This window comes from Paenibacillus athensensis, assembly GCF_004514475.2.
Classification (GTDB): domain Bacteria; phylum Bacillota; class Bacilli; order Paenibacillales; family NBRC-103111; genus Paenibacillus_AL; species Paenibacillus_AL athensensis.
On record NZ_MYFO02000002.1, the window covers coordinates 355,177 to 377,583 of the forward strand.

Consider the following 22,407-nt stretch of genomic DNA (forward strand, 5'->3'; position numbering starts at 1 on the left):
GGCGATAAAATTTTCTTCTCAGCTGGCGCGGAATATTTCGTTGCATTTGCAACCTTTTGCGCGTATGCTGGAAATAGTGGCATGTGCAACTAAATGAACGGATGAAAGGAGATGCGGCTTTGATCGACGCCAAAAATTCGATTCCGCGCTGGGTGTCGCTGCTGTATCGTTCTGGGCAAACGTATATCGGCGAACGGCTGAAGCATCTGGACATCGGTAAGGGACAGCATATTTTTTTGAACGCGCTATACAAGGAAGACGGGCTGAGTCAGGAGGAGCTGTCCGATTATTTGAAGATCGACAAGGGCACAACTGCCAAGGCTTTGAAAAAGCTGGAGCAGATGGGTTATGTGACGCGCGCGACCTGCGAGCATGATAAACGGCGCAACCGCGTGCGGCTGACGCCTAAGGCGCTGGCGATTCAAGGCGAGCTGCGCGCGGTGCTGTCCGATTGGCGCGAGCGGCTGACGGACGGCTTCAGCGAGGAGGAGAAGCACGCTGCGGGGATTCTGCTGGAAAAAATGGGACGCAACGCAGGATTGCTTGCTCCCGGCAAGGCTGCGGCCGGCGACGCGGCGCAGGAGACGCGGCCATGAGCATACGCGACCGGGGGACGGCGTTTGTGAATCAATATTTTCACGCGCTGACGCATCGTAATTTTCGCTATATCTGGTTTGGCCAGTGTGTTTCGCTGGTTGGCACCTGGATGCAAAATATCGGCCAGTCCTGGCTTGTGCTTACGCTGACGGGCTCGCCGCTGCTGCTCGGGCTTGTCGGCGCGTTTCAATTTTTGCCGATCATGCTGTTCTCACTGTTTGCCGGGGTGATTATCGATAAATTTCCCAAGCGCTCGATTTTGCTGGTGACGCAAACGGTTTCGATGCTGCTGGCGTTTATTCTGGCGGCGCTTGTGTTTACACATTCGGTGCGCATCTGGCATATTTTGCTGCTGGCGCTGCTGTTGGGGCTGAATAACACGCTGGATATGCCGACGAGACAGTCGTTTAATGTGGAGATTGTCGGCAAGGAGGATTTGATGAACGCCATCGCGCTCAATTCGACGACGTTTAATCTGGCGCGAATCGTCGGTCCGGCGATCGGGGCGCTGATGATGGCGTATTTGGGCGCGGGCTGGTGTTTTTTGCTCAACGGCCTCAGCTTTATCGCGGTGTTGTATGGCTTGCTTCGCGTACGCGTAGTGTCGTATGTCCGGCCGAAGGCCACAGGCAGCGGGGTGTTCAGAGAGATTCGCAACGGGATCCGCTACCTTGCCGGCGATCGGCGGCTGGCGCAAACGGTGCTGCTGGTCACAGTGGTCGGAACGCTGGCATACAATTTCAACGTGCTGATTCCGGTGTTCACGAGAAATGTTCTGCATCAGGGCGAAGCGACATACGGGACGCTGATGTCCTGTCTCGGGGCCGGTTCGCTGATCGGAGCCCTGGTGATGTCCGTGCGCAGCCGCAGCGGTCCGAAAATCGCTGTTAGCGCCGTCTGCAGCGTGCTTGTGGCGCTTTGTCTGATCGCCAACGGACTTAGCGCTTCGCCGCTTTTGTCCGGGGCGCTGCTGGCGGTGAACGGGCTGTTCAATATTATGTTTGCGACGAACAGCAATTCGTATTTGCAAATGCATACCGCTGATGAGTACCGCGCGCGTGTGATGAGCGTGTATACACTGGTGTTTGCCGGCAGTACGCCGATCGGCAATCTGCTGGCCGGCTATGCCGCCGACCGGTACGGAGCGTCGGGAGCGTATATCGTCTGCGGTGTGCTCTGTCTGGTGCCTTGTATTGCCATTATTTGGATGCTGCGGATCCGCAGCGCGGAAAAAAGGCCGGATGACCGGCAGGAAAACGGTCTGCCGCGGCGAATAACCAATTAATGGTTTGCGAATTTGCTGCATTTCTTCTACAATTGTAAAGTAGATATGAATGCCGGAAACGAGGTACAGGTCGTGTTGAAACTTTTTCAAAAGCTGTTTCATGCATGGAGCCGGTTATCCCGAACGGAGCAAGCGACAAACTCGGGAGCTTCTTACAAGGCGATGGAGATCGAAGTCGTCATCAAGTGTTTTGTCTCGGATTACGAGAAGCCGTTTCGCGTCATTTTCAAGGTGCTGCGGCAGGGGTCTTTTTTTACCAAGCATATTTTTATCCAGCCTGACAACGCCAAATCGCATCATGAGCTGTTCTACAATTATTCGGCGCTGGGCATGAGCCCGGAGGAACTGAAGAAATACGGAGCGACCGATCACGCGGAGTACCGTTTCGCGACGATCGAAGAAGCGCGCAAGGTTAAGGAGACGACGGCGCAATACATTCGTTTCCTGATTCGCGAGCACCAGCAGGAGCAAGTAGCCAAAATTTCATAGGCGGCGTCAACCGCAGCCCGAAAGCCCGTCGGCTCAAGCCGGCGGGTTTTTATTGCGCGTTGGCGGGGCTTGTGCCCCAGAGCGGTCCGGCGGCCGATGCGGCGGCAGTCACCAGGACTAAAGCTTCTGCAGCCGCAAGCAGGTGCAAAAAAACGGAGCCAAGCGCAAGGACCGTGACGTCCCGCAGCTTTCGCTCCGCTTCTGGTGCAGCCTGTTACGGCCGTTGCTTCCTAGTGGTCTTCCCGCTCGCGGACCAGCAGCTCCTTGAGCTGGTGCTGGCGCAGCTTGGTGATGCTGACGCTTTTGGAATCGCCGCCTTCGACCTCGAATTGTACGATGCCGTCGTGTACGGCGCTGACTTTTTGAATATTGGCATAGCAGTCGGTGTTCACTTTAAAAAAGGCGTTCTCGGCAGTGAGCTTGGCGATTTGGTCTGTGGACATGCGCTTCTTCGTGTGATAGTTTTTGCCGTGGAAACTGACAAGCCCGCGTTCTCCGATCCGGAAATAATAAATGTCTTTTTCCAGTACAAAGTCCTGATACGTGTTTTGAAAATCAATCGCAACGTTCATCAGTAATCCCCCTTTTGTTTATTTTGGATGGACGCCTTGAAATGAGAACGCTTTCATTTTACCATAACTCAGCCCGTTAATCAAAGCTTTCTTTCGACGGCGTTTTCTGCGGCGGATGATCGGGTGATGCATGTCATTTCATTTCCTTGGAAATACTGACTTCATTGCTAGAAACAGCCATCAAAGAAGGGGAGATGGTGAGGAACGAATGAAGATGAGCGAGCTATTCGGAAGGATAAGCAAACAGGCCCAGCGGGCGGAATTTGCTTACAGCGAACCCGATCCTGACGGGGTTGGCGAACCCTCGCTGCCGACATCGTTGCACGAAGTAGAAGCACAATTGCACGAGCAGCTGGGCGAAAGTCCCGATATCAAGCAGCGCGTCCTGACCGTCGACCTGCGCTTGAAGCTGCTGGTCGTCTATACGGAGGGACTGTCCAACCCCAAGCATTTGCTGGAGACGCTGGTGGATGCCGAGCTGACCGACGGGCTGAGCGAGCCTGCTCCGTCTGAAGTGCCGGATCGCTTGAAGCAAACGGTCATTGCTGAAGGGCCGGTTGCCGATATCCGTTCGATGATGGGTGCGTGCCGGTTTATTTTAAGCGGCTATACGGTCATTTTCATTGAAGGCTCCCAATTGGCGCTTGCTGTCGGCACAAAGGAGCTGAAGCAGCGGCCGATTGAGGAGCCGATTACCCAATCGGTGGTGCGCGGACCGCGCGAGGGGTTCACGGAATCGCTGCGCGAGAATACGGCGCTGGTGCGCAGGCGGATCAAGGACCCGCGTCTGCGTCTGGAGCAGATGCTGATCGGGAGTCTGACGAGCACGGATGTCGGTATGATGTATATGAAGGAGATCGCCCGAGCGGAAACGGTGGAGGATGTCAGGCGCCAGCTGCAGCAGATCGATATCGAAAGCGTGCTTGAAAGCAGCTATATCGAGGAAATGCTGCAGGTTGACAAGCCGTATTCGCTGTTTCCGACGATTTTCAATACGGAGCGTCCCGATGTGGTCGCGGCTGCTTTGCTGGAGGGCCGGATTGCGATTTTTGTGGAAGGCACGCCGTTCGTACTGCTGGTGCCGGCTTTATTTGTACATTTTTTTCAATCGGGTGAGGATTACTACCAGCGTTTTGATTTCTCAACGTTGATTCGGCTGCTGCGTTTTATGTCGATGCTGCTGACGCTGCTGATGCCGTCGCTGTATATTGCGGTGACGACGTTTCATCAGGAAATGCTGCCGACGACGCTGCTGCTCAGCTTGATGAGCCAGCGGGAGGGCGTACCGTTCCCGGCGTTCATCGAATCGCTCATCATGGAAGTGACGTTCGAAATTTTGCGCGAAGCGGGCGTCCGCATGCCCAAGTCGATTGGCCAGTCGGTTTCGATTGTCGGCACGCTGGTGATCGGGCAGGCGGCGGTGGAGGCCGGACTTGTCTCGGCGGCAATGGTCATTGTCGTTTCGGTGACGGCGATCAGCAATTTTGTGCTGCCGGCGTTCAATATCGGGATTTCGACGCGAATGCTAAGATTTGTTTTTATGGGACTGGCTGCGATATTCGGGCTTTATGGCATCTTTCTTGGCATCATCGTGCTGCTGCTGCACCTCGCGTCGATGGAATCGTTTGGCATTCCGTACATGTCGACATTGGCTTCGTTCCAGCTCGGCGACCAGAAGGATTCGTTGTTCCGGCTGCCGTTATGGTTCAGGCCGGGCCGAAGCGGCGGCTCGGGCCGATCGAAGCGTTAAATCCACAAACGCCGTCAAGGAGGCTGCAATGAAGAACCGTTGGCTGCAAGGCGCTGCCGTTCTGCTGGTCCTGACGCTGGCGTCCGGGTGCTGGAGCAAAAAAGAGCTTAACGAGCTGGCGCTTGTCGTGGCGATGGGCGTGGATAAAGCCGACAACGGCTTTCGTATTTCTGTACAAATTGTCAGTCCCAGTCAGGTAGCCGGCAAAAAATCCTTCGGCAACCGCGCTCCAGTCGTCACTTATACGATGACGGGACCGACGATTCCCGAAGCGCTGCGCCGCTTGTCGCGGGTATCGCCGCGCCGTCTGTATTTGTCGCATGTGCGTATTCTGGTGTTCGGCGAAGAGGTTGCGCGCGCCGGACTGGGCGATGCGCTCGATTTCCTGTCGCGCAATCGCGATATGCGCACTGATTTTTATGTGCTGGTGGCCAAAGCGAGTCAAGCGTCCGAGGTGCTGGATATTTTTACGACGATTGAACCGATCCCGGCTAATAAAATGTTTACGTCTTTGCAGATGACCAGCAAGCTGTGGGGAAGCGGCGAGGCGATCCGGCTCGACGATTTGCTGGAACGGATTACGTCGCCGGGCTATGAGCCGGTCATTACCGGCATTCGGATTGTCGGCGATCCGGAGGGCGGGATGTCGCAGAGAAACGTGAATCGCATCGTGCCCGAAGCTATGGCCAAATTCGAAGGGCTCGGACTCATCAAGAAGGACAAGCTGATTGGCTGGCTGAATGATGAAGAGAGCCGATATGCCAGCTTTATATTGAATCAGGTCAAAACGAGCGCGTTGCATATGCCCTGTTCGAACGGGCGGATATCGCTGGAGGTGATCCGTTCAAGCAGCAGCATTAAATTCACCGGGGTGCGGGACGACAAGCTGAATTATCGGGTGACGATCAAGGTGGAAGCCGATGTCGGCACGATTGAATGCGATCTGGATATGACCAAGACGCAGACGCTGGCGGCCCTGGAGCAGCAGGCAAGAAAGCAATTACAGGCCGATTTTCAGCAAACCATCCGTCATGTGCAAAAGCAATACGGCGTTGATATTTTCGGCTTTGGGCAAGAGCTGCATCAGCGTTCGCCACGTTTGTGGAAGCAATATGAACGGGACTGGGCAAGCGTTTTTGCCCAAGCGGATGCGAGTGTAGAGGTGGAGTTTCACATTCGCCGTATCGGCACGATTGTTCAGCCGATGCAAAAGGAGGTCGTTCAGTAATGAAGTGGATCGTGGTCGGTACGGCGGTTGCGATGGCCGTGGTTGCTTATCTCGATATGCAGGCGCTGCGTGGGCCGCGGATGGTCAAGGAGCGCTGGTTCTTCTGGAGCGTCTGGTCGCTGGCCACTGTCATGGCCGTGCTGGTGGCGCTTGATGTTCGTTTGCCCAACCCGCTTGAAGGCATCGACGCGGTTTTCCAGCCGATCGGTCATGTGGTGGATCACTGGCTCGAATAACCTGAGGAGGAAGCGAATGGGCAAGATGTATTTGACTGCGCGGCAGTTTGCGATTATGACCTTTGCGTTTTTTGTCGGCACCTCGATTCTGATTGCACCGTCAGGGCTGGTAAGCGATGCCAAGCAAAATGCCTGGATGTCTGCGCTGCTTGGCGGCGCTTTCGATCTGGCTTTGGCTGCCATGTACGTGCTGCTGATGAAGCGGACGCGCAGCGGCAGTTTTTTGCAAATGAACGAGGCGTTGCTTGGCAAATGGGGCGGCCGGGTTATGTACGCGCTGTTTTTGATGTTCAGCTTTTTGTTGACTGCTTTGTTGGTTGGCGATCTCGGTTCGTTTTTGACCGCGGAAATCATGCAGGAGACGCCGGTGGAGGCGACGCAAATTTTTTTCCTGCTGTCGGTGACGTTTGCCGCACGACTGGGTATACAGACATTGGCGCGGACTAGCGAGCTGTTGTTTCCGTGTATGCTCCTGTTTCTGATTGTTCTGGTTGTTGCCGTATCACCGCAAATTGATGTGCGCCATCTGTCGCCGCTGATGGAAGGCGGGGTGCGGCCGGTGCTCAAGGGCTCTTATAATTACTTCGGGCTGCAAGAGCTTATAGTGATGATGATGCTATATCCGATGGTTCGCAACAAGGCAAAAGCCGGCCCGGCTTTGTATGCGGGAGTCGTGCTTGGAAGCGGTGTGATGGTTCTGGTGTGCTTGCTCAGCATTACGACGCTTGGCGTCAGTTTAACGGTCAACAACGTGTATCCGACGTATGCGTTTGCCAAAATGATCAATATCGGCAGTTTTTTGCAACGGATCGAAGGCGTGCTGATTGCGATTTGGGTATTTAGCATATTCGTAAAAACCTCGATTTGTTTTATCGTGACCCTGATCGGTTTCCAGGAGCTGTTCCAGCTAAAGAATGACAGTTCGTTCATTCGTTCGTTTGGCGTACTCGTATTCGTTCTTGCGCTGATATCGTATACCAATATCGTTTTTGTGCGCGATTTTATCGGAAGGATCTGGGCGCCTTTTTCGATCTTGTTCCTGATTGTACTGCCGCTCATTCTGCTGGCTGCTTCGCTGCTGCGCCGGAATACGCTGGAGGAGCCGGGTACGGGACGGGGAATGCCTGAGCCAGACAGAGCCTAAGACGAAGCCAGGCAAGCTGCGCATAGGGTGTTTGAGAACGTGTTCAGACGGTTAGATGAAAAGAGAGAGAGAATTTTCGGAATTTCCGGTATCGCTAGGCAGGAATTTACATAATCAATAAAGAAAGGAAAAAGAAGGAGGGATCGTGATGAATCCAATGTTAAACGAACAAGCGCCTTTTGATTTGCGGTTGGATCGCGAGCGCATCCGCCAAATGCTCCCTCGGCCGTATCCTTTTATTTTTATTGATGCCGTACAGGAGCTGCTGCCCTGGGAGAAAATCGTCTGTGTCAAAAACATCGGCAGTGAAGAGTGGGCATTGCCGGGCGAGGAACAAAAGCAGGCTCTGTTTCCCGGCATGCTGCTGATCGAAGCGATGACTCAGGCGTGTACCCTTTTATTTAAAGCCGGTCCATCCGAGCACGTGCTGAGCGGAGCGATGCTGCTGCCGACGCATGTGAACAGCGAATTTATGCAGCCGGTCACTCCCGGAGAGCAGGTTGTGTTTACGTGCGAGGTTGTGCGCATGTTCAGCCGCGCGGCAATGGTTGCTGCCACTGCGGAGGTGGACGGTCAACTGGCGGCCCGCGCCGAGCTGAGCTTTGCGGTCGTGTAGCGGAATCGCGAGCGAAACGCCCGCGGTCAAGGATGCGGCTGCAGGAGCCGCGGCAGATGGACGAGCCGGGAGGTGCGGCATTAGCCCGGCAGTTCGGAACTAGATAGAGAGGGAGTTGAGTGAAGCCCGGGCTGCTTGAATAAGCGGCTGCGGGTTATTTTGTTTAGCATGTCTGTTGCATAAAATGGATGTAATTGTCATATTTCGTTCTTAAATTCATGAGAAAACTCGTTGAAATGTCACTTATCATAACATATAATTCTCATAAGATCAGATTATTTAATTATTATGTTATATAAAGTGACATATAGGCAGCGAGGGGGAAGTACCATGAAAGTAGCCGGCATTTATTTGGCAGCGGTAGCGCCTGAGCAGGACGGACGGCAAGTGGCAGAGCCGTCGCCGGAAGCGGGAGCGGCAGCGATGGAGGAGCTGGGCCGCTGCGGTCTGGAGCCCCTGGTCGCCGTTGTGCGCGCCGACGATTCGCGCCGTTGGCTGCCGCAAAGCTCCGGTGAGCGCAGCTGGCGTCCAGCGACCTGCTTGACCGCTCATTTGGATGTATCCTTCTCCTTACGCTGCGGCTTGAATGCCGTATTATCCGCGCAGCCGGATGCCGTATTCGTCGCTCCCGCGGACTCTCCTGCACTCAGCGCGGCGCTTGCCCAGCGTCTGCTGGCGGCGCTGCGCGAACGTCCGGGTCTCGACTATGCCGCTTGCGGCGGGCACGGAGCGGCCATGCCGCCGGTTGTATTTGCCAAATCGCTGTTTGCCGTTTTGCAGTCGATGCACGGCGATGGCGGCGTCAATGCTATTTTGGCCTCGACAGCTTATAACGGGGTTGTTGTGGAAGCGACGGGCTAGCATCCGTTTGCAAGCCGATCTGAAGGGAGGCGATGTGCGGTCAACGCGCACAAAAAAGCAGGAGTTCCTAGGAACTCCTGCCCGTGTCGCTTGATGCTTATTGAATCGTCAGGTTAAAGCCTTGTTGGATGAAGTACAGGTTTGGATAAGCGATGTTTTGCGTAGTCAGACCATTGAAGGTTGCAGCACCGTTACCTGTGTAGGTGTAGATGGCTGCGCCTTTATGTGCGCCTGCAAAACGGGAAGTCGTTACGCCGTCAAGACCTGTGCCGTTGATCACGGTGTTGTTGAATACGATGCCGGAGAAGCCGCCGCCGTAACCGAACTGGATGGCGTCACGTTGCGAGTTGAGGATCGTGTTGTTCGTGAACGTCACGTTTTTGATCGATTCGTTTGATGCTTCCAGATCGATTGCACCGCGCTCGCCGTTGTAAAGGTCTTGGCTAGTGCCTGTGTTGATCAGGGTATTATCCGAGATCGTGATGCCTGTGTTGCTGCTGAAGTGGTAGCCAGGGAATACCGTGTTCATACGGATACCGGAACCGCCAACCGTGTCAACGATCAGGTTGTTGTTTGCTTTGTGGCCGCTACCGCCGAAGAAAGCGATACCGCCTGCACGCCAGTTGTTTTCGATTGTGTTGAACGAGAAGGTGTTGTTAACGCCCATTACAGCGCCCATTGTAGAATCTGGCCATACGGCCAAACCGTCATCACCGTTGTTACGAATGCTGCTGTTACGAACAGTCGAGTTGCTTGTGCCTTGGCAGAAGTTGATGCCATCAGCCAGGTTGTTGCGGACACGGCTGTTTTCGATCAGCAGGTTTTCAGCATGAATAGCTGGTGTGTGTGCGTAGTCAGCTACCCAGAAGCCGCACTCGAAGTGCTCTACCCAAACGTCATGAACAACGGAGTTATTGCCGAAGTTATCCATGAATGCTTTGTAGATCGCATTTTGGTTGTAACGGGAACGCAGGTTGGAGTTCATGTAGATGTTGCCGAAGTCCAGTTTGCCTTGGACGCGGAAGGAGATACCGCCGCCTGCAGCATTAGGATTCGTGAATTGAATGTTCGTGTACCAGATACCGGCACCTGTGATCGTGATGTTGTTGATCATGTTGGTTGGGGAACCGATGACCCACATGCTGCTCAGATTCCAAGTACCTTCAGGGATGTAGAGCGTTTTGCCGCCAGATACGGCTGCGCTAACAGCGGAGTTGAAGGCTGCCAGGTCGTCGTTGCCGTCGTTGGCAACTGCGCCGTAATCGGTTGGCGATACTGCGTTAGCAGGACGAGCGATCGCATTTGGAACAGCTTCGATTTCCAGGAAGTCGACGCCATATTCGTTACCGTCGCCATTGGCTTTGGTTACGCGGATTTTGTCGCCCGGTTGCAGAGCGTTGTCAAGCTTGAAGTGAACTTCGTCGAAACGGAACAGTGGACGGCCGCCGCCAGGAGCATCGGCTGGTTGGTCACTGTTGAAGTATTGCCAGCTGTAGTAGGAAGTCAGGTTGACGGTTTTCGCTTTCGCGCCGTTGACGTAAACGTCGAGGGAACCGTTCAGACCCATACCGTTGCTGGAGTCTGGCATTGTGAAACGCATGGTTACGCCTTTGCCGCCTTCGCCGTTGCGGATTGTCCACTCGGCATAAGCGCCGTTGGAAGGAAGCGCAATGTAGCTTTGGCCGGAAGCTTCAGAAGCTGTCAGCGATTGATCGAAGTTTGGAGCGGATTTGATGTTAGCAGAGCCGCCAATTGCAGCGTCTTGCGTGTCGTATCGCGTGTAAGGCATTGTAGCGCCGCGGTTGCTGCTCAGGACGCTCAGGTTTTGCGAGAACGTGTTGTTTGTTGTATCGGTTTCTGTTGTTGTATTGTTGGCATTCACAGTCGCCAGAACGGTGTGTGTGCCGGATGTTGCAGTCCAAGCTGCAGTAGCTGTTACGGTTACGCTGGCTCCTGCGGCCAGGGAGGACGTGTTGTTTGCTGTTGCGGATACTTGCGTGCCGTCAACTTTGAAGCTTACAACGCCAGGTGCGCCGGCAGTTGTGCCTTGGTTTTTCACTGTAGCGCTGAAAGTAACTGCGTTGCCAACCATGATGAAGGATGGCGTGTAAGCTACGTTGGTTACGATCAGATCAACGCCCGGCTTAGGAGTCACAGTCAGTGCTGCGCCTGTGCTGTTGTTGCCTTCGTTCGATTCAGCCGTCGTGTTGGCTTTGTCGGCTGTAGCTGTAACGGTGTGGCTGCCCACGCCGGATGCTGTCCATGTACCTGTGTAGGTTCTGGAAGCGCCTACGGCCAGCGAAGCGGTGTCATTGGAAGTTGCGCTTACTTGGTTGCCATCCACGGAGAAGCTCAGGATGCCAGGCGCGCCTGCTGCAGTGCCTTGGTTAGTTACAACTGCTGTAAATGTTGCAGTGCTTCCTGCTTCAACAGAAGTTGGGGAAACAGTCAGGCTCGATACAACCAGATCGGCCATTGGCGTAGGTGTGATGCCAAGGCTTTCCGAGTATTGGTTGTTGCTTTCGTTCGATTCAGCGATGCGGTTAACGTCGTCTACCCATGCAGTCACAGTGTGAGTGCCTGTAGTAGCTGTCCATGTAGCCGAGCCGCTTGGGCCGCCGGTTGCAGTTACTGTCACGGAAGCTCCTGGTGCCAGTGCGGAAGTTGTGTTATCCGACCAGCTTACTTGACCGCCATCCACGCTGAAGCTAACGCCGATGATCGTGCCGGCTGGCGTGGAGTTGGTGCCCACGTTTTTCACTACAGCTTTGAAAGTAACAGCGTTTCCTGTCAGCGGAGAAGCTGGCGAAGTCAGGATGTCTGTAACGATCAGATCAGGCTGGCCGTAAGGTGTAGGAGTCGGCGTGCCGGATGGTGTAGGCGTTGGCGTTGGTGTAGGTGTTGGCGTCGGTGTTGCAGTTGGCGTAGCTGTTGGTGTAGGCGTTGGCGTTGGCGTCGGTGTAGGAGTCGACGTTGTGCCTGTGAACGCTACTTGGAGGTTATCCAGGTTGACGTTGCCGGAATCGGTCGTGTCATATTTGTACGCGATCGTGTTGTTGCCGGCGTTCAGTGTCACGGTTTCCACTTTCGTGGACCACGTATCCCAGTTAGCCAGGTTGGCCAGGGTCGTTTGTTTCACTTTCGTGCCGTTTACGTAGATGCTCAGCGTTTTTGCGCTGCCGCTGGCGTTTCCGAATTTCAGCGTCGCATTGTAGTTGCCTGCTGTCGCTGCGTTGACGGTGAACGTCGTTGTAGCACCTTGTGTCCAGTAGCCGTCTACAAAGCCGCTGCCTGTGTAGCCGGTGTGGTCGGTGTTCACTTTCGCGCCGCCGCTCAGAGCTGCGGATTCAGCTTCGTAAGTGCCCGATGGAGTTGGCGTAGGCGTTGCTGTAGGCGTAGGCGTAGGCGACGAAGTGTTGTACACTTCCAGCTCGGAAATTTGACCTGCAGGCCAGCCTGTGTTTGCTGTAACGTTCACTTTCACATAACGCACGCTTGTTGCTGTGAAGTTGATCGTGACGGTGTTGCCGCTGCCGTCAAATGTGTACGTTGCGGAGTTCACCAGGTTTGTATAAGTGGAGTCGTTTGTGCTGCCTTGTACAGACAACGTTTGGTTACGAGTTCCCCAACCGGCAGGGAGCTTCAGAACGACTTGGTTGACAGTATTAGCGCTTCCAAGGTCAACACGTACCCATTGCGGGAAGGCGTTGTTGACGCTCTCCCAATAAGTGCCTTGGTTACCGTCGGTTACGTTGCCGGAACCGTAAACATCAGCGTGACCGCTTTCAGTAGTTGATTTGCCTGCTGCCAGGTTTGTTGCTGCCATCGAAATGGCGGGAATCAAGGTCAATTGCGTCAGGAACAAGCTCAAAGCAAGAAAACAAAGTGCAAATGGATTCTTCTTCGAAAACAGTTTTTTTCGAGCCATTGTTAAACCTCCAACTTCATAATGGTGGATCAAGATCATCCGCAGATACTAACAGTCCGCGTACTCTTTCAAAACCTCCTTCCAAGCTGAATGCGCTTCCATTGGGATCAGATCGACGTTTTTTCCAACCACCCCTTTGTCGGGACTCGGAACGGAGTGCAGTCAATCATTTGCCAAAATTTACTGCAATCGCTTCCATTTCATTGTAGGCTTCTTAAAGACAGAACTCGATGAAATGTTTTATGTTTTTCATAGCCAATATTACGAACTACGAAAAAAACACATACAAACATCTAGCCGATTCATAGAAATACCAAAAAATGAAAGGGAATCGTCTGAATTCGTAGAATATTTCGGCTGAATTTCGCTGTTTGCCTGCAGGCGGCAGCCGGTTTATTTCGTCCGTACAGGCACGCCTGGGCGCCTGCCTACATACATTGATACTACTTACATCATGGGGGTGGATGGAATGCCGGGCTTGTTTGCTGCGATTGCGCTGGTGATCAAGCAGTTAACGCTGCTGGTCTCTTATGTAAAAAACAATGCGTTTCCTCAGCCTCTGACCGAGGAAGAAGAAGAGCGCCATTTGCGTCAAATGGCCGAAGGCAATGAGCATTCGCGCAATATGCTGATCGAGCACAATTTGCGGCTTGTTGCGCACATCGTCAAGAAATTCGATAATACCGGCCAGGAGCTGGAGGATTTGATTTCCATCGGTACCATCGGCTTGATCAAAGCGATTGAAAGCTTTTCGCCGAATAAAGGCACGAAACTTGCCACCTTTGCTGCACGCTGCATCGAAAATGAAATTCTGATGAACCTGCGGGCACAGAAAAAAACCCGAAAAGACGTTTCGCTGCACGATCCGATCGGGACCGATAAAGAAGGAAACGAAATTACGCTGATTGATATTCTGGGCACCGAAGCTGACGATGTCGTGGAGAAGGTGCAGCTGAAAATTGAGAAAAGCAAAATCTATCGCAACCTGGACATTCTCGACGACCGGGAAAAAGAGGTGGTGGTCGGCCGCTTCGGCCTTGAAACCGGGGGTGAGGAGCGAACGCAGCGGGAAATCGCCAAGGAGCTGGGCATTTCGCGCTCTTATGTGTCGCGGATTGAAAAGAGGGCGCTCATGAAGCTGTATCATGAGTTTTATAAGGCGAAGCGGTAAGCGGGCCGCTCCCAAACAAGCGAATTCCATTTCGATGGGATGACGCTTGTTTTTTTGTTTTCCTGGCAGCGGGTTATGGAACGCGCCATGTTCCACGATTGGGAGCTTTATCCGACGACAAGCTGGAAGTACGGCTTGCTCGCGGATACGACATTTGAGGTCGGCGAGTCGCCGCTGCCTCGTCAACCGTTCGAAGCGGCTTATGCGCTGGTTCGGCTGAAGGCGAGCGGACAGCTTATCCGGGATTGGCGGATGGAGGGCAATAATGCCGGCACGCCGCCGATGCATCCCAGGACGGAAGGGCAGTCGGCGAAGGAATTGGAGCTTTTACCCTACGGCAGCGCCAGATTGCGCATTGGCGAATTCCCGGTCATTGGCAAGCGGCGAACGAGAGAGTAGCTGGTGTCTTCATAGCAAAAGCCCGTTAAAGCATGCCAGCTTTAACGGGCTTTTGCAAATGGACGTTCTTTGTTGCTTGACGTAACGGTCTGCTGCTTGGGCTGTTTGTACAAAGGAAGGACCGCAGTCTGAACCGACGAGTGTCAAGGCAGTTGATTGTACGATTTCTTCGAATCGTCGATCGCTTTTAATTTGTCTACATTGACCTTCGTATAGCCGTAGCCCTTATCGTAACGTCGATCATACGGCTTGGTATGACCATAGTTGGGCGGCGTTTTATCATCGGCGTAATGCGTGTGGACAACGGCAATATCTTCATATTTGGTTTTCAACGCGTCAGGCTCTTCAACCTGAAATTCGGCGCCGCGATTGCCGGGAGCTCCATACTTTTCGGAAAACTCCAATTTCGTAATTTTGCCGGCGTTGATATCCGAAATCAATTCGATAAATGGCTGGATGTACGGTTTGAACTCCTTGGAATCCGACGAAGCGGCCGGATAGAATGAAGCTTTCACATCGCTATACAGCTTATAGGCCAGATATTTCTTCCAAGCCTCTACGGGCAAGGCCGCTGCCGAGGTGATGATTTTGCCAATCGTGTCCCCCGTAAAGGCGATTTGCTCGGAGAGCCACTTGATCAACAAGTCGTCCATATCCAATTGGCAATATTCCAGTGTTTCCTTGTCGCTCCAGTCCGTGACGCCCGGCATCGGCGTTTCTTCATTGATGGCCTTGCGCAGCTCGGCCAGCCAGGCGGTTGGAGCAAGCTGCCATTCGCCGCTCTCCACGATACCTTTAATGAAGCTTTCCTGAATTTCGCTGTCGGTTGCTTTGTGATCCTTCATGACCGCGACGAGGCTGGCGATGCCGGCATCCTTGCCTTGACCGCCTTCTACAAGCGCGGAGGTGTCGTCATCCAGCAAGGTGGCATATTCCTTGAAGATCGGGGTGGCGTCGCCGAGGTCGGACACCTTGGGCCGAACGGGCTCCATATCGCCGTTGCTTTTCTTGCGATAAGACATCAGCATGCGCTGAATCGCAGCACCCCCGTCCGGATTGCGGCTGATTCCCCCGGCTGCGGAAGAATGCGCCGGCTGCGCTGTGGTTTCGGCAGGGATGGCTTCGCGCTCCTGCTCCGGGCCGCTGCCGCCGGTTGACGCCATCTTGCGCTGCAGGGCCGGAGCGTAAGCGCCCGGCGAGCCTGCTCGGACCATGCGGGCAATCGCCTGATTGCCGATTGTCTGGTGCAGGCCGGACAATCCGCCCGGCGCCAGCGGAAAGGGCGTGTGTAAGCCGCTTTGAGCTGCGCCGCCCAGCTCATCCCGCCGCCCCTTGGCCGCTTCCTGCTCCAAAGCCGGCGACGGCGCGCCGCTGCGCCTGATCAGGTGCTCCATCGTTCCCACCTCCTTGTGTGTCCTGTCACTTTCTTTCCATCATACCATAATGGTCCAAGAAAAATAGACAGCAAATAACGCCGAATTGTTGGGCGCTGTTCGTTTGTATGGGCGAGAGTTCGCGGGTCAAGGCTTGAAACGTTCAGGCAAGGAAGCGGAAGCTGGCCGGCCATCCAGCGGTCAAGGGCGCTTCGCCCGCTTATCCTCATAGCTCAGGCACGGCTTGCCCGTGGAGCTGAGTACTTCGGCGCTTGGCAAATGCTTGGTTTTAAAGCCGTAAGCCTTGCAGCCGCGGGGAAATTGCGGATCCCAGGTCACATAGAAATGCTTGCATGACAGACAGTTGATTTTGGCGGTTTCCATTGCTGCTCCTTATGACTTTTGTCCTGTTTTGATTATAGCGGAAAATAAGCGCGTGTTCACGGCATTTTTGGCATTTACAGTGCTGTAAGATTCAGCTAATAATAGAAAGGAATCTTCATTTAATAAGGAAACGGAGTGAAGCGCTTTGACGACTTTAAGATCAGCCAGATTGCCGCTGGGACAACCCCAGGTCATCGGCTATTTGTGCAATGCGTATCCGCTGGCAATTGCCGCCCAAGAGGATAAGTATCTCGACTGGTTTTACAGCAATTTTATTCAACTGATGATGATCAAGGGGTTTCCTAGCGAAGAGCCGTTCTTTACGTTCCATGCTCCGGTTCTGCAGTGGCACCAGTATGTATTGCGTTGTCCGTTCATCACCTATCAAAAGCTGGAGGTAGCCATTGTCGACGGCTATAAGTCGGGCGTGCTCGATTTCATCTGTGACAGCATCGACCGCGGTCGTCACGTGCACGTCCATGCCGACGAGTATTATATTTCGCACAATCGGGCGTACCAGACGTACCATTTTCCGCATGAAATGTTGATCAGCGGCTACGATAGAGAGAAACGCACGCTGACCGTGATGGGCTTCGACCAGCGCATGACGTTTGGTATTTTCGAAATCGATTTCGATGAATTTATTGAGGCGTATCGCGGGTGCAACCGTGATACGATCTGGCACGATCATATTCCGTTTGCTCAATATGTATATTTGCTGGAGTACAACCCGCATTTCGAATATAAATTTGACAAGGAGCTTGTCGTGCAGTCGCTCAAGGAATACCGGACGTCCTCCAATTCGTCGGTGCATTACCGCGCCCAACGCAATCCGGACGAGGACAACTACGGCATGGCCTTCTACGGGCTGATGGAGACCTATTTGCGCCGGCGTGTCGGCGAGCAGGGCGGCTGGATTGATTTGCGGTTCTCGCATGCGTTATGGGAGCATAAGAAAATCATGCTGGATCGCGTCGAGTATATGGATAAGAAAGGATATCATCATACGGGCGAAGCTCTGCAGGAAGCCTGCCGGCTCATTGAGCAGACAGCGCTCGTAGCGCGCAACGCCTGCATCAAGTACAACGTGAAAGCGCGACCTGACGAGCTAGAGCGAATTATCGGGTTATACCGCGAGGTGGCGGCGCTGGAGTCGCAATTTCTGGAAGCTTGGATTACGGAGCTGGAAGGCGGGAATTAACGAAAACAGGGGACAAGCCCCGGGAAAATATTTTGCGCGTATGCATTGAAATCGATTACATTTCCGCTATAATTGGTTATGTTAGAATTTTATGGTGTCCGGCGTTCGGGCGGTACCAAGCAGCTCCAGCTTGCGGCGCTGGCGCAATGCGATACAAATGGAGGCGTAACCGATGAATACGATCAACGACAAGCAAACGAAGCTGCACAGCAGTCTGTTCTTCTCCTTTACCATGACGATTGTCGTGACGATTATCGCGTTATCCGCCATTTTGTATTTTCAGTTCGAGCGCATCGCGCTGCATCAATCGTTCGCCTATACGATGAGCAATCTGGCCCAGACGAGCCGCGAAGCGTCGCTGATGACAGTTACGGCAGGCACATTTGCCAAGCAGATTTATTACGACAAGCACATTCGCAAGCTGTTGAACTTCTCCGAGGTGGAGATTGTCGATACGACGAACGCCCTGACGCAGCTCAATTCGTACAGGGCGACGTCGCCTTTTATCGATTCGATTTACGTGTATAACGCCAAGAAGCGGACCTTTTACATCAGCTCGGATGTAAGCGATTACGCGGTGCAAAGCGAAGCGGAGATTTATGACAAGCAAATCGTCGATATCGTCCGTCATGCCCGCGAGTACCCGACGCTGGCGCCGATCCCCCGCCGCATGCCGGTGGAGAGCCGAACGGCCGTGCAGGAAACCGAACGCGATGTCTATACGTTCCTGCTGTACGACACCTTGCAAAAAGGCAGCAGCGACGATGTGATCGTCGTCAATATTTCGGAAACGCAGATGCACAAAAATATCGACGGGCTGATCACCAGCTCCGACAATAATACGTTTATCGTCGATAACACGGGACAGTTGGTCTCCAATAGCTGGAAATCGGCGATGCTTGCCGACATTTCCGGGAAGCCTTATATGCAAACGATCCTGCAAGCGAAGGAAGCCGGTTATTTCGTCGCGGAGGTGGACGGGGTCCACTCGCTCGTGACGTATACGCTGCCCGATTACCTCGGCTGGCGGTATGTGCGCATCGTGCCCTATGCGACCGTGACCAGTCCGATCAACAGCCTGCGGCTGAAGACGGTGCTGAGCGCGCTGGCGCTGCTGGCAGCGGGACTTGGCGTCTCGTATTTGATTTCGCGGCGGCTGTATGCCAAGGTGCATAACCGGCTGGTCAAGCTGGTGACGCTGGAGGCGGAAAAAAGCGAGCACCTGCTCAAGCAGCGGCAGGAGTTTCTGCGCAGCGTGCTGCTCGGCTGCGAGAAGATCGATCTCGCCCGCATGCAGCAGCAGCTGGACCGGCTCCGCATGCCGCTGCGCGCCGATCGCTCTTGCCGGGTCGTGCTGCTCAAGCTTGACCGCTACGCGCAGTTTGTCGCCGATTACCCGAGCGCCGATCGGCTGTTGCTGAAATACGGCATCGCCAACGTAGCCGAGGAGGTCCTGTCGGCGCATTATTACGAGGGAGCGGCGGTGGAGATGGGCGAGAATCGGCTCGCCCTGCTGCTGAACGGCCGCGACGAGCCGACGGAGGACGGCGAAGGGCCGACGCTGGAGGCGACGCTGCGCGCCATTCAGGAGGCGGTGCGCCGCTACCTGAATCTGTCCGTGTCGGCTATCGTCAGCGCGCCGGGCGCGACGGCGCTGGCGGCAGCGGCGCTGTTCAATCAGACGACGGAAGCGTCGCTGCATAGCCTGTTTCACGGCCCGCAGTGCCTCGTTTCCGCTACGCGGGTGGAGCAGGGCAAGGCGAAGCCGTATGAATACCCGATTCAGAAGGAAAAGCAGCTGATCGAGGAGCTGATGCTTGGCAAGCTCGACGATACGAAGGCGGTTCTGCGCGAGATCATCGGAGAGACCGCCGATTATTCCTACGCTTCCTTCCACTTGGCGCTGTCGCATTTGAGCTTTGCGATCCATAACGCCGTTTCGACGATCAAGCGCAACAGCGACGCCGATTTTGATGTGAATGTCAGCACGCTGCTGGAGCGCATGCACCATCTGGAAACGCTGGAGGAGCTGTATGCCGGCTTCGATGCAATGTTTGACGAGCTGGCCGGTTATTTGAGCGAACGGAAAAACGCCCGTCACGAGGAGCTGGTGCAGCGGATCGTGCAGCTGATTGACAGCTCGTATATGCGGCAGGACCTGTCGCTGGAGAGCATCGCCGACAGCATGCAGATGTCCTCGACCTATATCGGCCGACTGTTCAAAAAGCATACGCTCAAGACGATCCTCAACTACATCATCGAGGTTCGGATGCGCAAAGCGCATGAAATGCTGCTGGAGACCGCCTACACGGTCAACGAAATCGCGGAAAAAACCGGATTTTCCAATACCTCGTATTTCCACAAGGCGTTCAAAAAGTGGAACGGCGTCACGCCGCTGGATTTCCGCAAGAACGCCCGTCCGGACGGCCCGCAGGCGCGCGAGATCGGTTAACCGGCAAGCCGGCGCCAGATCATCCGCCCGCTTCAACCTAACAAACCGCTTCTTCAACGAAGCGGTTTGTTGGCATGTCTCTTAGGAACGACCGATTTGCTCGGCCAAGCCGATCAGGAGTCCTTCCACTCCGCGAATGTAGCAAAGCCGGTACGCATTCTCGTATTGAACGACTTCGCCCACGATCTCGGCACCGTGCTTCTCCAGCCGGGAGAGCAGCTCGTCCAGATTCTCCACCGCGAACATGACGCGCAGATAACCCAGCGCATTGACCGGAGCCGTCCGGTGATCTGCGATCACTTCAGGGGAGAGGAACCGCGAGAGCTCAAGCCGGCTGTGGCCATCCGGGGTCGCCATCATCGCAATCTCCACATGCTGGGAACCAAGTCCAGTCACGCGCCCGGCCCATTCGCCTTCAATCGTCGCCCGCCCTTCGAGCCTCAAGCCGATCTCTTCGAAGAAAGAGATGGCCTTCTCCAGCGACTCAACCACGATACCGACATTATCCATTCTCAATAATTGGTTACTTGCCATAGTTTCGTATCTCCTTATATGTACAAATTGGGTTTAGCCGTTCAGCTTCAGGTTTATATTATCAAGAATTGCGCATATATTCCAAAAAAAACAGGAACAAGCTTCGGTCTGCGGCGCTGACTGCCGCGAACCGGGGCTTTTTTTGCCCGCCCAAAGCCGATTTCGTTCGCAAAATGCCCTTAAATATAGCAAAAACACACTCAAGTCGGAAAAAGACAGTGCCCATTTCGCCCGAATGCTAACTTTGGTTGCGTATTTACAGTTGCCCCATCGTCCTGATTTTCATTACGATAACGGTGCATTCATCAACAGGGCCCAAGGCGCGACCCGCAGCCCGGGAAGGAGAGATCAATGTGAAGGTCGGAGCAAAAAGAGGATTGTGGTATGAGCTGAACAAAAGCAAGGTGCTGTTTCTGATGATCCTGCCGGTTCTGCTCTATTTCCTGATCTTCAACTATATCCCGATGATCGGCATTTACTACGCGTTTACGCGGTTCGATTTTAACGGCGGTTTGTTCGGCAGCCCGTTCGTCGGGTGGGACAATTTCAAATTTTTGTTTCAATCGGGGACGCTGACCCAACTGATCAAAAATACGGTGCTGTACAATATCGCCTTTATTGTGCTCGGCAATGTGCTGCAAATCCTTACAGCCGTGTTCCTCAGCCAAATACCGGGCAAATTGTATAAACGAACGGCGCAGACGGTGATGTTCCTGCCGCATTTTATTTCGTGGGTGCTGGTCGGCGCGTTTTCGTATCAAATGTTCAATTCCGACAACGGCGTCGTCAATACGCTGCTCAAGGAGCTGGCGCATCCAACCTACGATTTCTATTTGCAGCCGGAGCCGTGGAAGTACATCATTATCGGATTTTATATCTGGAAAACGCTCGGCTACGGCGCGGTCATCTATTTGGCGGCGATCATGAGCATCAGTGACGAGTATTACGAAGCGGCGCGTATCGACGGCGCCAACGTGTTTCAGCAAATCCGCCATATCACACTGCCGCTGCTCGTGCCGACGTTCGTGCTGCTGATCCTGTTCAGCCTCGGCGGCATTCTCAAAGGGCAATTCGATTTGTTTTACCAAATCATCGGCGGCAACGGCATGCTGTACAACGCCACGGACATTCTCGACACGTATGTGTTCCGTTCGCTCACGGTCAATTTCGATATCGGCATGGGGACGGCCGCCGGACTGTTCCAGTCGTTCTTCGGCTTCCTGCTTGTGATCGTCGTGAATTTCATCATCAAAAAGACCCGCGAAGATTACGCGCTGTTCTAGGAGGTTTGTGCTGTGAAAATCAAAACTGAAGGCGCCACAATCGTGTTTAATGCGCTTGGTTATACGCTCATTACGCTGTTTGCGCTGTTTTGCCTGCTGCCGTTCTGGCTGATCATCGCCGGCTCGTTCACGTCGGAGGTGACGATTTTGCAGGAAGGGTTCAACCTGTTCCCCAAGGTGTTCAGTCTGGAGGCGTACCGCGTCGTGTTCAGCACCCCCGGACAAATCGAACGCGCTTACGCGGTGACGATTGGCATTACCGCTGTCGGCTCCTTTTTTGGCCTGTTTTTCGTCTCGATGGCCGGGTACGTGCTGGCGCGCAAGGATTTTGTTTACCGCAACGCCGTGTCATTCCTGATTTATTTCACGACGCTGTTCAGCGGCGGACTCATTCCCTGGTACATCATGATCACCAAATATTTGCACATGAAGGACAGCTATTTGGCGCTGATCCTGCCGCTGATGATTGGGGCCTGGAACATCATTTTGATGAAAAATTTCATGAAATCGATTCCCGATTCGATTATTGAATCCGCGCAAATCGACGGGGCCGGCGATTTTCGGATCTATTGGAAGCTGATTCTGCCGCTGTCGACGCCGGGCTTGGCCACAATCGGCCTGTTCATTGCGCTGGCTTACTGGAACGACTGGTTTAACGCCGCCGTGTTCATCAATACGGATACGAAATTCCCGCTGCAATTTCTGCTGTACAAAATATTGGCCAGCGCCGAGGTGCTGCGCTCGCGAATCGTCGGCAGCCTGTCGCTTTCCAATATGGAAGCGCCGACAGAAACGCTGAAGATGGCTGTAGCCGTCATCGTCACCGGCCCGATTGTCTTCCTGTACCCCTTTCTGCAAAAATATTTCGTCAAAGGCTTGACCGTTGGCGCAGTGAAAGGTTAGC

General features: G+C 54.0%; 20 protein-coding genes. 15 read left to right on the forward strand and 5 right to left on the reverse strand.

Translation table 11 applies throughout. The features are described from left to right. Positions 1 to 119 precede the first annotated feature (119 nt). The 3 genes from B5M42_RS05590 to B5M42_RS05600 all read left to right on the forward strand — a co-directional run bounded on the left by B5M42_RS05590 (position 120) and on the right by B5M42_RS05600 (position 2,371). Complete coding sequence (locus B5M42_RS05590) at positions 120 to 596, forward strand: MarR family winged helix-turn-helix transcriptional regulator (protein ID WP_167689946.1); 477 nt, start codon at positions 120 to 122, stop codon at positions 594 to 596. Continuing rightward, entirely contained in the window at positions 593 to 1,882 is a 1,290-nt protein-coding gene (locus tag B5M42_RS05595) for an MFS transporter (protein WP_134753225.1), read from the forward strand. The genes B5M42_RS05590 and B5M42_RS05595 overlap by 4 nt, the downstream gene beginning before the upstream one ends. A gap of 72 nt (positions 1,883 to 1,954) precedes the next feature. Further along, complete coding sequence (locus tag B5M42_RS05600) at positions 1,955 to 2,371, forward strand: hypothetical protein (protein ID WP_134753223.1); 417 nt, start codon at positions 1,955 to 1,957, stop codon at positions 2,369 to 2,371. 230 nt (positions 2,372 to 2,601) lie between these two features. Here B5M42_RS05600 and B5M42_RS05605 read toward each other — a convergent pair whose 3' ends face one another. Then, on the reverse strand, positions 2,602 to 2,943 hold the full coding sequence (locus tag B5M42_RS05605) for a LytTR family transcriptional regulator DNA-binding domain-containing protein (protein WP_134753221.1): 342 nt from the start codon (positions 2,941 to 2,943) through the stop codon (positions 2,602 to 2,604). A 214-nt stretch (positions 2,944 to 3,157) separates the two neighbouring features. Here B5M42_RS05605 and B5M42_RS05610 point away from each other — a divergent pair, with 214 nt between their 5' ends. The 6 genes from B5M42_RS05610 (at position 3,158) to B5M42_RS05635 (ending at position 8,778) form a co-directional block, all read left to right on the forward strand. After that, positions 3,158 to 4,693 carry a spore germination protein gene (locus B5M42_RS05610; protein WP_134753217.1) on the forward strand — a complete coding sequence of 512 codons (1,536 nt, stop codon included), beginning with the start codon at positions 3,158 to 3,160 and terminating at the stop codon, positions 4,691 to 4,693. A gap of 28 nt (positions 4,694 to 4,721) precedes the next feature. Next, positions 4,722 to 5,921, forward strand: coding sequence for a Ger(x)C family spore germination protein (locus B5M42_RS05615; protein ID WP_134753215.1), 1,200 nt, complete (start codon positions 4,722 to 4,724; stop codon positions 5,919 to 5,921). Beyond that, complete coding sequence (locus B5M42_RS05620; RefSeq protein WP_134753213.1) at positions 5,921 to 6,157, forward strand: hypothetical protein; 237 nt, start codon at positions 5,921 to 5,923, stop codon at positions 6,155 to 6,157. Before B5M42_RS05615 ends, B5M42_RS05620 begins: the two co-directional genes overlap by 1 nt. A gap of 16 nt (positions 6,158 to 6,173) precedes the next feature. Beyond that, the gene (locus tag B5M42_RS05625; RefSeq protein ID WP_167689944.1) at positions 6,174 to 7,301 is read left to right on the forward strand and encodes a GerAB/ArcD/ProY family transporter; all 1,128 of its coding nucleotides are present in this window, start codon (positions 6,174 to 6,176) and stop codon (positions 7,299 to 7,301) included. A 148-nt stretch (positions 7,302 to 7,449) separates the two neighbouring features. Beyond that, entirely contained in the window at positions 7,450 to 7,917 is a 468-nt protein-coding gene (locus B5M42_RS05630) for a 3-hydroxyacyl-ACP dehydratase FabZ family protein (RefSeq protein WP_134753209.1), read from the forward strand. Positions 7,918 to 8,247: 330 nt separating this feature from the next. Continuing rightward, the gene (locus B5M42_RS05635; RefSeq protein WP_167689942.1) at positions 8,248 to 8,778 is read left to right on the forward strand and encodes an NTP transferase domain-containing protein; all 531 of its coding nucleotides are present in this window, start codon (positions 8,248 to 8,250) and stop codon (positions 8,776 to 8,778) included. A 97-nt stretch (positions 8,779 to 8,875) separates the two neighbouring features. On the opposite strand, the gene B5M42_RS05640 is transcribed toward B5M42_RS05635, so the two are convergent. Then, positions 8,876 to 12,706 (reverse strand): CARDB domain-containing protein, encoded by a 3,831-nt coding sequence (locus tag B5M42_RS05640; protein ID WP_230632704.1) that lies wholly within the window; start codon positions 12,704 to 12,706, stop codon positions 8,876 to 8,878. A gap of 469 nt (positions 12,707 to 13,175) precedes the next feature. On the opposite strand from B5M42_RS05640, the gene sigK reads away from it, so the two are divergent. Continuing rightward, positions 13,176 to 13,877 carry an RNA polymerase sporulation sigma factor SigK gene (gene sigK / locus B5M42_RS05645; RefSeq protein WP_134757560.1) on the forward strand — a complete coding sequence of 234 codons (702 nt, stop codon included), beginning with the start codon at positions 13,176 to 13,178 and terminating at the stop codon, positions 13,875 to 13,877. Positions 13,878 to 13,952: 75 nt separating this feature from the next. Further along, a complete protein-coding gene (locus B5M42_RS05650) occupies positions 13,953 to 14,276 on the forward strand; it encodes a hypothetical protein (protein ID WP_134757562.1) in 324 nt (107 codons plus the stop codon). A 143-nt stretch (positions 14,277 to 14,419) separates the two neighbouring features. Here the strand turns inward: B5M42_RS05650 and B5M42_RS05655 are convergent, their stop codons facing one another. Together B5M42_RS05655 and B5M42_RS05660 are read right to left on the reverse strand one after the other, a co-directional pair. Beyond that, a complete protein-coding gene (locus B5M42_RS05655; protein ID WP_134757564.1) occupies positions 14,420 to 15,670 on the reverse strand; it encodes a hypothetical protein in 1,251 nt (416 codons plus the stop codon). Between the two features lie 180 nt (positions 15,671 to 15,850). Next, a complete protein-coding gene (locus B5M42_RS05660; protein WP_134757566.1) occupies positions 15,851 to 16,033 on the reverse strand; it encodes a uracil-DNA glycosylase in 183 nt (60 codons plus the stop codon). A gap of 145 nt (positions 16,034 to 16,178) precedes the next feature. Here B5M42_RS05660 and B5M42_RS05665 point away from each other — a divergent pair, with 145 nt between their 5' ends. Beyond that, on the forward strand, positions 16,179 to 17,234 hold the full coding sequence (locus B5M42_RS05665) for a cysteine peptidase family C39 domain-containing protein (RefSeq protein WP_134757568.1): 1,056 nt from the start codon (positions 16,179 to 16,181) through the stop codon (positions 17,232 to 17,234). 172 nt (positions 17,235 to 17,406) lie between these two features. Beyond that, positions 17,407 to 19,686, forward strand: coding sequence for a helix-turn-helix domain-containing protein (locus B5M42_RS05670; protein WP_134757570.1), 2,280 nt, complete (start codon positions 17,407 to 17,409; stop codon positions 19,684 to 19,686). An 81-nt stretch (positions 19,687 to 19,767) separates the two neighbouring features. On the opposite strand, the gene B5M42_RS05675 is transcribed toward B5M42_RS05670, so the two are convergent. Further along, positions 19,768 to 20,220 (reverse strand): VOC family protein, encoded by a 453-nt coding sequence (locus B5M42_RS05675; RefSeq protein WP_134757572.1) that lies wholly within the window; start codon positions 20,218 to 20,220, stop codon positions 19,768 to 19,770. Between the two features lie 416 nt (positions 20,221 to 20,636). Here B5M42_RS05675 and B5M42_RS05680 point away from each other — a divergent pair, with 416 nt between their 5' ends. Together B5M42_RS05680 and B5M42_RS05685 are read left to right on the forward strand one after the other, a co-directional pair. Beyond that, positions 20,637 to 21,503, forward strand: coding sequence for an ABC transporter permease (locus tag B5M42_RS05680; RefSeq protein WP_134757582.1), 867 nt, complete (start codon positions 20,637 to 20,639; stop codon positions 21,501 to 21,503). Between the two features lie 12 nt (positions 21,504 to 21,515). Further along, positions 21,516 to 22,406 carry a carbohydrate ABC transporter permease gene (locus B5M42_RS05685; protein ID WP_134757574.1) on the forward strand — a complete coding sequence of 297 codons (891 nt, stop codon included), beginning with the start codon at positions 21,516 to 21,518 and terminating at the stop codon, positions 22,404 to 22,406. Position 22,407: the final 1 nt, after the last annotated feature.